Below are 15,388 nucleotides of genomic sequence, written 5' to 3' on the forward strand. Positions count from 1 at the left end.
CTCATATTTCCACAAATAATCCGGCCTTCCTGAGAGCAGGGCGCAGGGCCAGGTAGATGACGGAGGCGGCGATGACGGCAACTACCGCGTTGACGCTGGTAGTCAGGGCGCTGATTTTCACCAGAATCGACGTGATATCCTGAGGCACGCCGAACAGATAAGTTTTGTAGAAATATCCCACCAGGGGATCGGCTACCACATTAAAACCCATGCCGCAGACAGCGGCCAGCACTGTGACGCCGGTCACATATTTTGGAGAGTGGCTTCTGCAGAGCCTGAAGATTTTATGGGCAACCAGCCCCACAATCAGCCCGATGCAGAGCTTGAGCAGAAAAGTTTTGGGAGCGCTGGTCACGTAGGTGGTAGTCAGATCTCCGATGGTCATGCCCACCGCGCCGGCCAGACCGCCCCAATAACCGCCCAGCAGCAAGGCTGCCAGCACGCAGAATACATTGCCGAAATGGAAAGAAGCTTTCTCTGTGCCTGCCGGAATATCGATTTTAAAGAAGGCGAAACCGATATAGCACAGTGCGGTGAGAAGCCCGGCCTGAGCGAGACGTCTGACATCGGCTTTTTCGGAAGAACGCACTCCTATCAGTGCATTACAGATTCCTTTTACCGTCAGCAGAATGGCGAAGAAGACGGCAACCAGACCATAGGAGTAGGGCCGTTCCAGCCCCAGTTTTTCGGCGGACAGTGCACTGATCTGGGCGTTCAGAGCCTCTGCATCTCCTTCGGCAGTTCCCTCCTTCACCGCATTTGCCTGTGCCTTCAGCTCTGACAGCTGCGCGCCCAGAGCGACGGACTCCTGATAGCTGGTGTTGTATGCGTACACTGCGAAAAGGATTCCCGCAATCAATAATACGGCGCCGATTATCAGCATTCCGTAGCTTTTTTTCCGTTCCATCTCTTTCTTTTCCTTTTTCTGATCATTCATTGTTCTCATTATAATATTCTCCTGACTTTTTCACATGGGATTTCAATTGAAGTGTATGTGAATCAGTGACAGTTTATCGCAAGAGTGGCTTGATAAAAAGTACCAGAATAAGAAAAAATTACCAGACCAGACTGAATTGTGAAATTTCTGTGAATTTTGAACTTGACAAAATTTGCAGGATAGCATATAGTAGGCAATATAATAGAAAAGGCAGTGACGAAGAGGAGTACGTATTACCCCTTAAAAGAGAGAATGGCTGTTCCCATGCAGGAGCGCTGAAAGGCTGTTCAAAGGAAGGAATGCGGAAGGTAGCTTCCAAGCCGGGAATCTGAAATGTGCGGCGGAAATGCGGCGGAATAAGATTTCACGACTTATCCCCGTTACAGGATAGGACTTTAGTAGAAGTCACTGAGGCAGCGGAGGACGTCATATGTCCGGCTGTAAACAAAGGTGGTACCGCGTTGATGACGCCCTTTGCTGATGGAAATCGGCAGAGGGCTTTTTTATATCATAGGAAAGTCCTCCGAACTTCCCTATGATACAAAAATGCTCCGCAGGAATCAGAACACCCTGTCCGACTGGTGCGGGGAAAGGCGGTCCGCGGTATCGGAGAAGGAAGGAGAACAGATGAGCAGAGAACTGGCTAAAACCTATGACCCCAAAGGACTGGAGGACAGACTGTACGAGAAATGGCTGTCAAAGAAATATTTTCATGCGGAAGCAGATCATGACAAAACCCCGTTTACCATTGTTATACCCCCGCCAAATATCACGGGACAGCTGCACATGGGACATGCACTGGACAATACCATGCAGGATATTCTCATTCGCTTTAAACGGATGCAGGGATACAACGCACTGTGGCAGCCCGGCACGGACCATGCCTCCATTGCAACCGAGGTAAAAATTATCGAGACCCTGAAGACGGAAGGCATCGACAAACATGACCTGGGACGGGAGAAATTCCTGGAGCGCGCCTGGGAGTGGAAGAAAGAATACGGCGGGAGAATTATTTCCCAGCTGAAGAAGATGGGGTCTTCCTGCGACTGGGACAGAGAGCGTTTCACCATGGACGAGGGCTGTAACAGAGCGGTTACCGAAGTTTTTGTGAAGATGCATGAGAAAGGATATATTTACAAGGGGGCGCGTATGATTAACTGGTGCCCTGTGTGTAATACGTCTATCTCCGACGCGGAAGTGGAATATCAGGAGCAGGCAGGCCATCTGTGGCATATCAAATACCCTGTAATGAATGAGGACGGTACGCCCAGCACCACCGAATTTCTGACCTTTGCCACCACCAGGCCGGAGACTATGCTGGGGGATACGGCGGTGGCCATTCATCCCGAGGATGAGAGGTACGAACATCTGAAAGGCAGAAGCGTCATGCTGCCCATTGTGAATCGTGTGATTCCGGTGGTGGAAGATACCTATGTTGACAGGGAATTCGGTACAGGCGTGGTAAAAATTACGCCTGCCCATGACCCCAACGATTTTGAGGTGGGAAAACGTCATAATCTGCCGGTGATCAACATAATGAATGATAACGCCACCATAAATGAGAATGGCGGAAAGTACTGCGGAATGGACCGTTATGCGGCCAGAAAATCCATTGTGGAGGAGCTGGAGCGCCAGGGACTTCTGGTGAAAATCGAGGAGTACTCTCATAATGTGGGCACTCATGACCGCTGCAAGACCACCGTGGAGCCGCTGGTGAAAGAACAGTGGTTTGTGAAGATGGATGAGCTGATCAAGCCGGCCGTGAAGGCGGTGAAAAACGGCGAGATTGAGCTTGTGCCAAAGCGTCTGGAGAAAATCTATTTCAACTGGACGGACAATATCCGTGACTGGTGTATCAGCCGTCAGCTGTGGTGGGGCCACAGAATTCCCGCCTATTACTGCGATGACTGCGGGGAGCTGGTGGTTGCCGGGAAAGTGCCGGAAGTATGCCCGAAGTGTGGAGGCAGCCATTTCACACAGGATCCGGATACGCTGGACACATGGTTTTCTTCCGCGCTCTGGCCCTTTGAGACGCTGGGCTGGCCGGAGCAGACTGAAGATCTGAAGTACTTTTATCCTACAGATGTGCTTGTGACAGGCTATGACATCATTTTCTTCTGGGTTATCCGGATGATTTTCTCCGGTTATGAGCATATGGGAGAAAAGCCCTTTAAAACGGTGCTTTTTCATGGTCTGGTTCGCGACAGTCAGGGACGCAAAATGTCCAAGTCTCTGGGCAACGGAATCGATCCGCTGGAAATCATTGAAAAATACGGGGCGGATGCGCTCAGACTGACGCTGATTACCGGAAACGCACCCGGAAATGACATGCGTTTCTATTACGAGCGTGTGGAGAGCAGCCGCAATTTTGCCAATAAAGTATGGAATGCTTCCCGTTTTATCCTGATGAACATGGAAGGCAGGGAAGTGACAACGCCGCAGACAGAGGCACTGGAGCCTGTGGACAGATGGATTCTCTCCCGGCTGAACACGCTGGTAAAGGATGTCACTGACAACATGGAGAGCTTTGAGCTGGGAATTGCCGTGCAGAAGGTCTATGACTTTATCTGGGACGAATTCTGTGACTGGTATATCGAGATGGTGAAACCGAGGCTGTACGCCGCAAAATCCGGTGAAACCACCGACTCGCAGGCGGAAAGTCTGAATACGGCGCTCTGGACCCTGAAAACAGTGCTGATAGATGCACTGAAGCTGCTGCATCCTTATATGCCGTTTATCACAGAGGAAATTTTCTGCACACTGCAGAGCCGGGAGGAATCCATTGTAATCAGCAGATGGCCGGAGTACAGTGAGGGCAGAAGCTTCGGGAAGGAAGAGAAGGATATCGAGATCATCAAGGAAGCTGTGCGCGGCATCCGGAATATCCGCAGTGAAATGAATGTGGCGCCCGGCCGCAGGACCGCCATTTTCGTGGTCAGCGAGAACCAGGCCATTCTGGATACCTTTACGGAGGGAAAACTGTTCTTCGCCTCTCTTGCCGGAGCCAGCCAGGTTACCATGGTTAACAAACAGCAGGGAGGGCAGACAATGGAGACAGAGATTGCCCGGGATGCAGTATCTGTGGTGATTGCCGGCGCCACGCTGTACATTCCATTTGCGGAGCTGGTGGATGTGGCTCAGGAAATCGAACGCCTGCAGAAGGAACAAAAGAGACTGGAGGGTGAGCTGGACCGGGTCAACGGAATGCTTTCCAATGAAAGATTTCTCTCCAGGGCGCCGGAGGCGAAGATAGCACAGGAGCGGGAGAAGCTTGCAAAATATACACAGATGATGGAACAGGTGACAATGCGTTTAAATCAGCTGCGATGAAAGGAATCTGGGTCTATGGGGTGGGACAGAGAAAAAGCAGTGAGACGATTGTATTATGCGGGGAATCTGGTGGTACGGGTTGTGGGGAGTACCATATTTCTGGGACTTGTGTGGTATTCATTCCGGTATACCCAGTACATGCTGCCGGGTGGGGATGAAATTCCCATGAATGTCTATGATTCTGTCAAACAGAATATCTTATGTCTGTGTCTGGTCACGGGGGGAACAGCGGTGCTGCTGTTCATAGAGAGACGAATGGAAAGAAGGGTGCAGTTCCTGGTCAGACATGTATCTATGCTGGCAATGATTGGATGGATTCTCCTTGCCAGCTTGTGGTGGATTCATTCCTCCGCACATTTGCCGGTGGGAGATCAGGCCTTTGTATACGGTGGAGCTTCCTACTTTATCGAAGGGTGGTATGATTTCCTGTATTCCGGCGGCTACTGTGGTATGTACCCGCATCAGCTGGGACTGATTGCGCTGATGGAAGGCTTTTTCAAAATTGTGGGCGCACATAATTATTATGCCTTCGAATTGTTGTGTGCACTGCTTGCGGCAGGAAGTGCTTACTGTGGTTACCGTATTCTGCTGGAACTGACCGGGAGTACGACGGTGGTGGTGAGCTATAATATTCTGATGATGGGATGCCTGCCTCTGATTTTTTATACATCCTGGGTGTATGGGGATATTCCGAGTATCTTTTTTGCATTGACGGCAGTGTGGATGTTGCTGAGATACGACAGGAACTGTAAAATACGGTATCTGGTCCTTGTGGTGATTTCTCTGGTACTGGCCATGATGGTGCGCAGGCAGTCTGTAGTTATGTTAATTTCTGTCTGTATTGCCGTATTGCTGTATGGTATTTTACAGAAGGACAGGAATATCATTCTGGCCGTTTTACTGACGGCGGCATTGTCCTGGGGAGTCTTTACGGCAGTCTACAAAATGTATGAGATTCGGTCCGGGCACGAACACAGCAAGGGAATTCCACAGATTACTTGGGTTACAATGGGAATGCAGGAAACGGATGGAGTCTGTGGCTGGTATAATAATTATCCCAAAGAACTTTATTATAGCATGAACTTTGACAGTGAACTGACAGCTGCAGCGGCAAAAGCGGATCTGTATGACAGACTGAAGGTGTTCAGAAATGATCCTGCGTATGCAAGGAGATTCTTCCGGGAGAAAGTACTGTCCCAATGGAATCAGCCGTTGTATCAGGCATTGTACTTCAATGCTGAGAGACCGGGGGACTACATGGGACCGGAGGAGGGTTCTCTGGCAGACCGGATAGGGGGAGAAGATTATCTGAGCGTTCTGCGGATCTGCGACAGAGTACAATTTATCATTTATATGGGGATGCTGTTCTATTTTCTTCTGGCAGTGAAAAAGGGCAGCAATATCCTGCAGCATATACCGGCCATCACCGTGATAGGAGGATTCTTTCTGAGTGTGTTGGTGGAAGCGAAGGCAAGATATATATTTCCCTATTACATAATGATGTTTCCATTTGCGGCTTATGGATGGTATCTGACAATCCGACAGGTGATGTTCCTGACAGACAGGAGGTCAGAGGAGGACCAGATAGTGGACATAGAGGAAAAGAGAAAGGTCGCCTGATATGCGGAAGAAACAAAATATAATTACTTTCAGAGAAGCGGCGGGGTATATCAATGATATCCCCCGCTTTGCGACGAAAAACACAATGGAGGACACCCGGGCCTTTCTGCATCGCCTGGGCGACCCTGACAGGAAAATGCGGGTGATTCATGTGGCAGGTACCAATGGAAAAGGCTCTGTCTGTGCCTATCTGCGCAGTATTCTGGAAGCAGCAGGCTACAGAGTTGCCCTGTTCACATCTCCTCATCTGGTACAGATTCGGGAACGTTTTGTAGTGGATGGAGAAATGATTTCAGAAGAGGATTTTCTGCGGGCGTTTCTTCATATATATGATATGCTGGACTGGGATGGTCTGGAGAGCGGACGGGAAGGTGTATATCATCCCTCTTATTTTGAGTATCTCTTTTTTATTGCCATGGTCCTTTTTCCGGAAAAGTCGCCGGATTTCTGTCTTCTGGAGACAGGGGTGGGAGGCAGGCTGGATGCCACGAATTCGGTTTCGGGAAAAGAACTGTCCGTAATCACACACATCAGTCTGGACCATGTGAAATACCTGGGTGATACTGTGGAGAAAATTGCACGTGAAAAGGCAGGGATTATGCAGGCCGGTGCTCCGGCAGTCTATTGGGATACCTGCTGTGGAACCACAGACATTTTCCGGCAACATGCGGAGGAAATTGGAATTTCCGCTTATTCTGTGTCGGAAAATGACTATTATTTCTCAAATTTTAAGAGAAAAACCATTGATTTTTGTGTACACACCAAGTATTATAGAGATGTTAACCTGACCCTTGACACCATTGCGGCTTATCAGATGGAAAATTGTGCCCTGGCGGTCCGGGCCATAGAGGTGCTGGACCAGGGAAGGACCATTACCGGGGAACAGATCAGGAGAGGAGTGCGGGCCTGTCACTGGGCCGGACGCATGGAGGAGGTTCTGCCGGAAGTCTACGTGGACGGGGCCCACAATGAGGATGGGATCAGGGCATTTCTGGAGACGGTGAAGGCGGACGGTCGGGAGAACGGAAGAAGTCTGCTTTTTAGTGTTCTGGAGGGCAAGGATGCCCTGCATATGACAGAGAAACTGGTTGACAGTGCACTTTTTGACAGAATTGTGGCTGCGCATATCGGTGATGAACGGGCGCTGCCGGGAGAAAGACTTGCAGATTTGTTCGGGAGATTTTCCGAATGTGACGTTAAAGTATATGAAGATGTGGCTTCCGCCTTTTGTGCGCTTCTGAGGCAGCGGAAATCTCAGGAACGCATTTATGTGGCGGGCAGCCTGTATTTGGTCGGCGAAATAAAGGAGCTGCTGAACGATGATAAATTTCGAAGAAGAATTGAAGAAATTTCAGCCCAGCCTGGAAGTAGAGGATGCTGAAGATGCTATTTACCATCAGGATTTGACGGATATGGCAGATTTGCTTGTAAAGATGATAATGGAAACGGGACAGGAATATGAAGAGGAACAATAATGTTTTGTTATAATTGCGGATGTCATTTATCGGAGCATGATTTTTGTACCTCCTGCGGAGCGGATGTTTCTCTCTATAAGAAGGTGATTCGTGTTTCCAATATGTTTTATAATGAAGGGCTGGAGAAAGCCGGTGTCAGGGATTTATCCGGTGCCATTGTCAGCCTGCGTCAGAGCCTGAAATTTAATAAGGACAACATTAAAGCCCGCAATCTGCTGGGACTGGTCTATTACGAGATGGGCGAGGTGGTGACGGCTTTAAGTCAGTGGGTCATCAGCAAGAATATGCAGCCGGAAAAAAATATTGCGGATGAATATATAGACAGACTGCAGTCTAATTCCGGCAGACTGGATTCCATCAACCAGACTATCAAAAAATATAACAGAGCGCTGGCACAGTGCAATCAGGGCAATAAAGACCTGGCGGTCATTCAGCTGAAAAAAGTATTGTCCCTGAATCCCAGGTTTATCCATGCCAGACAGCTGCTTGCTCTGCTGTATATGGACCGGGGAGAATGGGACCGCGCGGAGCGGGAACTGCGCAGATGCATGGAGATTGACAGGAACAATCTCCAGACCATGCGCTATCTCAAAGAGGTGGAACAGACCCTGATACCGGAAGAAGGCGAGAAACCGGTTACAAAGCGTAAAAAAGAAGAGGCCGTCAGGTATCAGAGTGAGAACGAGCTTATCATCCAGCCGCTGAATGTGAAAGAACCCGGACGCAGCGGTGTGGCTACCGTATTAAATCTGGCCATCGGCCTGGTGATAGGACTGGCGGTGATGTATTTTCTGGTGATGCCGACGGCGCAGTCCAAAGCGAGAAACGAAGCCCAGGAGACCATTACAAAGATCAGCAACGAGTCGGATGGCAAAACGGTGCGTATCCAGGAGCTGGAAGGTCAGGTAGCCAGTCTGAAGGGAGATATCTCGTCTCTGAATCAGCAGATTGAAGGATTTGTGGGAGAGGACGGAACGCTGCAGAACATGGAAGGATTGCTGCATGCCGCCGCGTCCTACCTGAAAGAAGAGGATATTGTGACTGTGGCCGCAGATCTGGAAACCGTATCCGGAAAAGTGGACATGGAACAGATGACAGAAGGATTTCAGGACCTGTATGGTGCAATTCTGGCGAAAATCGGACCGGAGCTTGCAGTGCAATACTATAACACGGGAAATGACGCGTATCGTGCGGGCAATTATCCTGAGGCCATAGAGGCGCTTGTTAAGGCCGTGAATTATGATGCTGCCAATGTGGAGGCATTGTACCTTCTGGCACAGTCCTACAATCAGAACGGCAACGGAGCGGAGGCAATCGCTGCCTATGACAAGGTAATCGAGCTCTTCCCCGGCACCCAGAGAGCCAGGAGCTCTCAGCAGGCAAGAGACAGACTGGCTGCGGGGAATTGAGACAGGATGGTCGCCTGCACCCCGCTTTTTGTAGGATGCCCGGGGAGACTACACTCAGACAATATAGAATAAAGTACAAAAGAGGAGAATCTGCGTTGGCGGCGGGTTCTCCTTTTTTGGTGGGCAGAACTTGAAAGGAGGTACCAAATATATGCAACAGATTACAACAGGAGATTTTCAGGTCATTGATAACTGCCTTATGATTCGGCTGCCGGAAGAGATTGACCATCACGGTGCGGGAATTATCTGCGAAAATGCGGATAAATACCTGCTCAGAGAGGACGTGGGCAACGTTGTGTTTGACTTTGAGAACACAAGATTTATGGACTCTTCCGGCATCGGACTTATCATGGGACGCTATCGAAAGATATCCTGCTTCGGAGGCAGAGTTTATGCCATTCATGTGGACAGGCAGATACAGAAAATCTTCAGATTGTCAGGATTAAATAAAATTGTGGAGGTACTGGAATCATGAGAAACGAAATGGAGCTTATTTTTGATGCGGTTTCGGATAATGAAGGATTTGCCCGGATGGCGGTAGCGGCTTTTATCACAAATCTGAATCCTACCCTGGAAGAGATGGCGGACATCAAAACGGCTGTATCGGAAGCGGTCACCAATTCCATCATCCATGGCTATGAGAACCTGTATGGCTACGGAAAAAGCGGTTCGACACGCGCCGGACAGGAGATACATCAGGGAAAAGTGCGGGTGCACTGTATGCTGGAAAATGAAGTGTTACATATTGAAATTACTGATACGGGAAAAGGAATCGAAAATGTGGAGCAGGCCATGGAACCCCTGTTTACTACCAGACCGGATTTGGAACGGTCAGGGATGGGATTTGCCTTTATGGAAGCGTTTATGGATGAGCTGGAAGTGGACAGCGTACCGGGAAAGGGAACCACTGTCCGCATGGCGAAAAAAATAGGAGTCGGAAGCTGGATAGCGCAGGAAGAAATAATAAGTTAACTGGTCGAAAGGGTAATGTATGGAAGAGACATCAGTACTGATTGCGAGATCACAGGCAGGAGAAAGCAGTGCAAGAGAAGTACTGATAGAGAACAATCTGGGACTGGTACGCCATATTGTGAAACGCTTTGCAGGCAGAGGATATGATCTGGAGGATTTGTTCCAGATAGGCGTTATCGGACTGATGAAAGCGATTGACAAATTTGATCTGTCCCTGGGGCTGAAATTTTCTACTTATGCAGTCCCCATGATTACAGGGGAGATCAAAAGGTTTCTGCGGGACGACGGACCGGTGAAAGTATCCAGAACCATTAAGGAAAACGGCTTGAAGGTACGGCTTGCCAGACAACGGCTGCAGGGCGAAGAGGGCCGGGAGCCGACGCTTCAGGAGATCGCGGAGGCCACAGGGTTATCGGCGGAAGACGTGGTGCTGGCCATGGAGGCAGCCATTGAAGTGGAATCTATTTATGCCGCGGTATATCAGGATGACGGCAGCGAGGTCTATCTGGTGGACAAGGTTGTTCGGGAAAAAGCAGGCGCAGTGGGCAGAAGTGTGGCAGGAGGATGTGATGGAGGCGATGCGGAGAAAGAGGAACTCCTGAATCACATTCTGCTGAAACAACTCCTGGACAGCCTGACGCCGGCAGATCGGGAGCTGATCTGTATGAGATATTTTCAGAACAAAACCCAGATGGAGATTGCTGCCAGGCTGGGGGTAAGCCAGGTCCAGGTCAGCCGCATGGAAAAAAAGATTTTGCTGAACCTGCGGGAAAAAGCGATAAAATAGGGAAAAGTTGAGCTGTATGGCGGAATTATCCAGATAGCTTAACTTTTTATAAAATACAAAAATATTCTTTTCATCTAAAGTAAATTCGTTTACTATAGATATGTCGGTGGGTGAAATGAATTGCTGTTGAGGGAGAAAAGAATGGAAGATAACAGAATGGAAGATAAAAGGAATACGGCGGCTTTAAATGAGAGGAATGCGGTAAAGTCCCGGGGCAGAAAACGAAGGAGAAACAGGGCGGTGGCCATGTTCATATGCCTGACAGTTATGGTGGCTGTTATGTACGGTACAGTGACTTTATGTATGTGGATTGCTGATAAAATGAAGGAACCTTCCCCGGTTTCCGGAAATGCGGAGGGCAGCCGGGGAGGAAGCGGAAGTTCGAATGACGGCGTGGAGAAGATCGGCCTGGATGAGAATGGCAATGTGGTAGATGCTGATGGTAATGTGATCGGCGTGCTGTCCGATGCCATGGTGTACTCGCAGGCGGAAATGGAAGCGCAGGTGACGGGGGCCAGGGAGCAGGCGACTGCCGATGTGCTGGAAGGAATCCGGACAAAACTGAATGACGGAGATTCCATAATGGAGACGCTGCGCCCGCTGTATCCTGATGATCTGATTGTATACAGCGGCGGCCAGTACCATTTTGTACCCATTAACCGCAGCCTGAAACAAAGTCAGCTGGACGAGACATGTCTCAATGTGCTGGAATCCGGAGAATACCAGTACATACAGGATGGCCAGGTGATTTCCCATAAAGGTATCGACGTATCCAAACACCAGGGAACCATCGACTGGCAGATGGTGGCCCAGGATGGTGTGGAATTCGCATTTATCAGAGTTGGCTTCAGAGGATATGAAACGGGAAAGCTGGTTGAGGATGAGTTTTTCGAGGCCAATATTACCGGGGCCATTGCGGCGGGGATAAAGGTAGGCGTTTACTTCTACAGCCAGGCTGTGGACGAGACAGAGGTCCGGGAGGAAGCAGAGTTTGTGCTGGAGAAAATTGCACCTTATAAGATTGACTGTCCTGTGGTATTTGACGTGGAAAAGGCTGCCGGGAATGGACGGATGAACGGGATAACCGTGGAGCAGAGAACCGGGTTGACCCAACTGTTCTGCACAATCATTGAAAATGCGGGCTACAGGCCCATGATTTATTATAATACGGAGATGGGAGCACTGATGTTGGGACTGGAGGCTCTGGAAGATTATGATAAATGGTTTGCGGCATACTCCGACAGATTCTACTATCCCTATGAGTATAAAATCTGGCAGTATTCTCAGAACGGTACGGTTCAGGGAATTAATGGGAATGTAGATTTGAACATCAGCTTTGGCCCTCTGTGGGAAGAGTAAAGCTGTAGTACGGACTGTCACATTGTGTGAGACATAAGCAGATAACGTATGGAGAACCCTGCGGCAGGCTTGAACTGCGGCAGGGTTTTATGATAAAATAATCTGAAATCATTTCATTACGGCACACAGCGGCCGGATGAGAAAAAGCTGTCCCGGTGACGGCGGAACGGAGGAAGGATGAGCGGAGAAAGAATGAATGAGGAAAAGCGTCCCCTGTTTTATGCGAAGGCATCTGTGGAGACCATGATGCGCAGATTTAAAGCGGAGGATTTGCCTCCCAGAGGACGGTTTCACTATCATCAGGGCGTTTTCCTGTCAGGAGTTTACAAGACTTACCAGGCCTGCGGAGACGAACGCTATTTTCAATATGTAAAGGACTGGGTTGACTCCTGTATTGACGAAAACGGGGAGATTCTGGATTGTGACAGGACCCAGCTAGACGATCTGCAGCCGGGGATCCTGCTGTACCCTTTGCTGGACAGGACAGGGGATCTCAGATACAAAAAGGCATTGGATATGATTCTGCCGGTTATCCGGGAATTCCCCCGAAACGCAGTGGGCGGGTTCTGGCATAAACACCGTTATCCGGACCAGATGTGGCTGGACGGGCTATACATGGCAGGGCCTGTGACTGCAGAATACGGAAAACGCTTTCATGTGCCGGAAGACCTGGATTTGGTGGCACAGCAGGCGCTGTTGATGGAAGAGCGGACCAAGGATCCGGAGACTGGTCTGCTGTATCATGCATGGGACTGCTCCGGAAAGGTGGAGTGGGCGGATCCGGATACGGGACTTTCTCCGGAATTCTGGGGCAGGAGTATCGGCTGGGTACCTGTGGCCGTGCTGGATGATCTGGACTTTCTGCCGGAGACCCATCCTGCCCGGGGAGAACTGCGGCGCCTGGTAAAAGAGCTTCTGGAGGCCGTATGCAGATACCAGTCCCGGGAGGGCAGATGGTATCAGGTGGTGGATAAGGGGGAGGCGGAGGGAAACTGGCTGGAAACCTCCTGTTCCTGTCTCTTTGCGGCGGCCATCTGCAAGGCTGTGCGACGGGGAATTCTGCCGGAAGAATATCTGGCCTATGCCAGGAAGGGGTATGAGGGTGTCGTTCAATCCCTGGAGTGGGAAGGTGAGGACCTGCTGGTGGGAGGCGTCTGTATCGGTACGGGTGTGGGAAATTACGAGCATTACATAAACAGACCCACATCTGTCAATGACCTTCACGGAGTGGGCGCCTTCCTGATTATGTGTACCGAGTGTGAGAAGACTTTTTAAAAACAAGTATAAATTTTGAAATTCCGCATCATAATAATCAGTAAACTTGTAAAGGCGGCTGAGAGTTACGATGCGGATTTTTTTTATGGTATTGACGGGGGCAAGCTATGGGCTGCTGGCGGCGGCAGGAGTATTCACTGTCCTGGCGGCAGTGGGACTGGTTCCCCGCTTTGCAGGCAGGACGCACACATCTAAATATGTTATACTGTATGAGGAAATGGTAATATTCGGTACACTGACAGGCTGTGTGCTCAGTGTTTTTTCACGATACTGTCAGTTTGGAGCATGGTGGCAGCATCGTTTTCCGCAATATATGACAGCCATCCAGGGAATCGGGCTGTTCTGCCAGGCTGTTTTCGGCTTTTTTGCCGGGATGTTTATCGGATGTCTGGCGCTTGCCATTGCGGAAATGCTGGACAGCATCCCCATTCTGACCAGACGGATTTCCTTCCGACATGGGCTGGGACTTGTCATCCTCGGCATGGCAACGGGAAAGCTATGCGGTTCGCTGCTCTATTTTCTGACGGAACTGCACCGAACGGTGTAGAGAAGAGAAAGCTGCGGAATGCCGGAGACGACGATGGGAAAAGGAGAAGTGACGGCAACTGCGTGAAAGGAGAAACCGGTGACAAATGCAACAGTATATTTGAAATGTGACAGAAATGTGGAAGTACAGTCAGAGGATGTATTCATGTCGGATGTGGGCTCGCTGCGCTGTGCAGATTCTGTGATAGCAGCAAAACTGAAGTCGCTGAAAGTACATCATTTCGGCAGAGAAGACAGTAAACGCTGTGTCATCAGTACATTGAAGCTGGTAGAACTGATGGAAGATACCTGCCCTGATATCAGCGTGCAGATTGTGGGTGAACCGGATGTGCTGGTGGAATGGGTCAGTGTGGACAGGCATAAAGGCTGGCAGCAGTGGCTGAAATGTGCGCTGGTGTGTCTGGTCAGTTTTTTCGGCACAGCTTTTACCATCATGGCCTATCACAACGATGTGGGGATTAACGATGTGTTCACGGAAATCTACAAAATGGTGATGAATCGGGAACCACAGGGACTGAACACGCTGGAGATATCCTATTCCGTTGGACTGGCCGCGGGCATCATCATTTTCTTTAACCATGTGGGAGGCAGACGGCTGACGAAAGATCCGACGCCTATCGAGGTGGCAATGCGCAATTATGAGGAAGATGTGGATAAGGCTCTGATCGCCACGGCCGGGCGGGAAGGGAAAGAAGAGGATGCTTCCTCTGTCTCTCTGGTGTCGGGGGCACAGAGACAGACAGGGCCCAGGAAAAACGGAAGAAATTAAGCGTATAATATGGATTTTCTATGAATGAAATACAGTTTTTGTGTAAAAAATAATATACCGGATACATGTTGTATGGAAATTTTTCGGCAGGTACACGAAATGTACACGGAGGTATCAATGATGGAAGAGACAGACCAGGATAAAAGACAGAAACAGGAACAATATGAGCAGTATGTGAAGTCGGTGACACCCACCCACAATCTGGGGCTTCAAATGCTGAAGGCATTTATCACCGGAGGCATCATCTGCTGCATCGGACAGTTTATTCTGAATTATGCAGGAAGCCTGGGTCTGGACAAACAGACCGCAGGCAGCTGGTGTTCCCTGATTCTGGTATTGCTGTCGGTAATACTGACAGGATTCAATATATATCCCAAAATTGTGAAGTGGGGCGGCGCCGGGGCGCTGGTGCCCATCACAGGCTTCGCCAATTCTGTGGCAGCCCCGGCCATTGAGTACAAGGCGGAGGGGCAGGTCTTCGGCATTGGGTGTAAGATTTTCACCATCGCCGGGCCGGTGATTCTGTATGGGATATTTGCCAGCTGGTTGCTGGGGGTGATTTACTGGATTGGGAAGTGCTTTGGGGTATTTTGAGGGAAGTCACAGAAAAGATATAAAAGCAGAGATTGTATTATGGGCAGGGTAGCGAATGAAATCATTTGTTAGCCTGCTTTTTATTGTGCTTTTGATTTTTTTCGATTATAATATGGATATGCTGAAAAGTAGAGAGGATTTTTCCTGTAGCAAGAAAAAAGTATTTTTACAAAAAAATACAAATGCTAAAGTTGATGAAGGAATAACTGGCGAATTCAGAAGTAATTAATGTTTCATTAAGCAAATGGATGGAGGAGCTGGAAAATGTATCTTTTAAATGGATATAAAAGATATGATGAGCGTGAATGTAAAGGG

Annotated in this window: 14 protein-coding genes; 13 read left to right on the forward strand and 1 reads right to left on the reverse strand. The window is 49.4% G+C overall.

Features of this window, described 5'->3' with window-relative positions:
• Position 1 precedes the first annotated feature (1 nt).
• Entirely contained in the window at positions 2-946 is a 945-nt protein-coding gene (locus tag NSB25_RS29860; RefSeq protein ID WP_306817522.1) for an ECF transporter S component, read from the reverse strand.
• A gap of 618 nt (positions 947-1,564) precedes the next feature.
• On the opposite strand from NSB25_RS29860, the gene NSB25_RS00770 reads away from it, so the two are divergent.
• From NSB25_RS00770 to NSB25_RS00830, 13 genes are all read left to right on the forward strand, one after another.
• The gene (locus tag NSB25_RS00770; protein WP_103239692.1) at positions 1,565-4,267 is read left to right on the forward strand and encodes a valine--tRNA ligase; all 2,703 of its coding nucleotides are present in this window, start codon (positions 1,565-1,567) and stop codon (positions 4,265-4,267) included.
• Between the two features lie 15 nt (positions 4,268-4,282).
• On the forward strand, positions 4,283-5,887 hold the full coding sequence (locus NSB25_RS00775; RefSeq protein ID WP_103239651.1) for a glycosyltransferase family 39 protein: 1,605 nt from the start codon (positions 4,283-4,285) through the stop codon (positions 5,885-5,887).
• Position 5,888: 1 nt separating this feature from the next.
• Positions 5,889-7,268 (forward strand): bifunctional folylpolyglutamate synthase/dihydrofolate synthase, encoded by a 1,380-nt coding sequence (locus tag NSB25_RS00780; protein WP_103239652.1) that lies wholly within the window; start codon positions 5,889-5,891, stop codon positions 7,266-7,268.
• Between the two features lie 93 nt (positions 7,269-7,361).
• Entirely contained in the window at positions 7,362-8,771 is a 1,410-nt protein-coding gene (locus tag NSB25_RS00785; protein ID WP_103239653.1) for a tetratricopeptide repeat protein, read from the forward strand.
• Between the two features lie 151 nt (positions 8,772-8,922).
• Complete coding sequence (locus NSB25_RS00790; protein WP_103239654.1) at positions 8,923-9,246, forward strand: STAS domain-containing protein; 324 nt, start codon at positions 8,923-8,925, stop codon at positions 9,244-9,246.
• A complete protein-coding gene (locus NSB25_RS00795; RefSeq protein ID WP_103239655.1) occupies positions 9,243-9,743 on the forward strand; it encodes an ATP-binding protein in 501 nt (166 codons plus the stop codon). Before NSB25_RS00790 ends, NSB25_RS00795 begins: the two co-directional genes overlap by 4 nt.
• A gap of 19 nt (positions 9,744-9,762) precedes the next feature.
• The gene (locus NSB25_RS00800; protein WP_103239656.1) at positions 9,763-10,530 is read left to right on the forward strand and encodes a SigB/SigF/SigG family RNA polymerase sigma factor; all 768 of its coding nucleotides are present in this window, start codon (positions 9,763-9,765) and stop codon (positions 10,528-10,530) included.
• A 141-nt stretch (positions 10,531-10,671) separates the two neighbouring features.
• Positions 10,672-11,889: a glycoside hydrolase family 25 protein gene (locus tag NSB25_RS00805; RefSeq protein WP_103239657.1), complete on the forward strand. Its 1,218-nt coding sequence runs from the start codon at positions 10,672-10,674 to the stop codon at positions 11,887-11,889.
• A 177-nt stretch (positions 11,890-12,066) separates the two neighbouring features.
• Positions 12,067-13,164, forward strand: coding sequence for a glycoside hydrolase family 88/105 protein (locus NSB25_RS00810; protein WP_242982400.1), 1,098 nt, complete (start codon positions 12,067-12,069; stop codon positions 13,162-13,164).
• Between the two features lie 70 nt (positions 13,165-13,234).
• A complete protein-coding gene (locus NSB25_RS00815; protein WP_103239658.1) occupies positions 13,235-13,711 on the forward strand; it encodes a stage V sporulation protein AB in 477 nt (158 codons plus the stop codon).
• A gap of 78 nt (positions 13,712-13,789) precedes the next feature.
• Positions 13,790-14,479, forward strand: a complete 690-nt coding sequence (locus NSB25_RS00820; RefSeq protein ID WP_103239659.1) for a stage V sporulation protein AA — start codon at positions 13,790-13,792, stop codon at positions 14,477-14,479.
• A gap of 117 nt (positions 14,480-14,596) precedes the next feature.
• Positions 14,597-15,073, forward strand: a complete 477-nt coding sequence (locus tag NSB25_RS00825) for a SpoVA/SpoVAEb family sporulation membrane protein (RefSeq protein ID WP_103239694.1) — start codon at positions 14,597-14,599, stop codon at positions 15,071-15,073.
• A 55-nt stretch (positions 15,074-15,128) separates the two neighbouring features.
• Positions 15,129-15,302 (forward strand): hypothetical protein, encoded by a 174-nt coding sequence (locus NSB25_RS00830; RefSeq protein WP_172455074.1) that lies wholly within the window; start codon positions 15,129-15,131, stop codon positions 15,300-15,302.
• Positions 15,303-15,388 lie beyond the last annotated feature (86 nt).

Origin of the sequence: Acetatifactor muris, from assembly GCF_024623325.1 — a bacterium.
In the GTDB taxonomy this organism is placed as follows: domain Bacteria; phylum Bacillota; class Clostridia; order Lachnospirales; family Lachnospiraceae; genus Acetatifactor; species Acetatifactor muris.

Coding starts and splice junctions, on each gene's coding strand:
- NSB25_RS00830 (WP_172455074.1), top strand. CDS start 15,129: ATGAAATCATTTGTTAGCCTGCTTTTTATTGTGCTTTTGATTTTTTTC.
- NSB25_RS00790 (WP_103239654.1), top strand. CDS start 8,923: ATGCAACAGATTACAACAGGAGATTTTCAGGTCATTGATAACTGCCTT.
- NSB25_RS00770 (WP_103239692.1), top strand. CDS start 1,565: ATGAGCAGAGAACTGGCTAAAACCTATGACCCCAAAGGACTGGAGGAC.
- NSB25_RS00785 (WP_103239653.1), top strand. CDS start 7,362: ATGTTTTGTTATAATTGCGGATGTCATTTATCGGAGCATGATTTTTGT.
- NSB25_RS00780 (WP_103239652.1), top strand. CDS start 5,889: ATGCGGAAGAAACAAAATATAATTACTTTCAGAGAAGCGGCGGGGTAT.
- NSB25_RS29860 (WP_306817522.1), bottom strand. CDS start 946: ATGAGAACAATGAATGATCAGAAAAAGGAAAAGAAAGAGATGGAACGG.
- NSB25_RS00810 (WP_242982400.1), top strand. CDS start 12,067: ATGAGCGGAGAAAGAATGAATGAGGAAAAGCGTCCCCTGTTTTATGCG.
- NSB25_RS00800 (WP_103239656.1), top strand. CDS start 9,763: ATGGAAGAGACATCAGTACTGATTGCGAGATCACAGGCAGGAGAAAGC.
- NSB25_RS00805 (WP_103239657.1), top strand. CDS start 10,672: ATGGAAGATAACAGAATGGAAGATAAAAGGAATACGGCGGCTTTAAAT.
- NSB25_RS00775 (WP_103239651.1), top strand. CDS start 4,283: ATGGGGTGGGACAGAGAAAAAGCAGTGAGACGATTGTATTATGCGGGG.
- NSB25_RS00795 (WP_103239655.1), top strand. CDS start 9,243: ATGAGAAACGAAATGGAGCTTATTTTTGATGCGGTTTCGGATAATGAA.
- NSB25_RS00825 (WP_103239694.1), top strand. CDS start 14,597: ATGATGGAAGAGACAGACCAGGATAAAAGACAGAAACAGGAACAATAT.
- NSB25_RS00815 (WP_103239658.1), top strand. CDS start 13,235: ATGCGGATTTTTTTTATGGTATTGACGGGGGCAAGCTATGGGCTGCTG.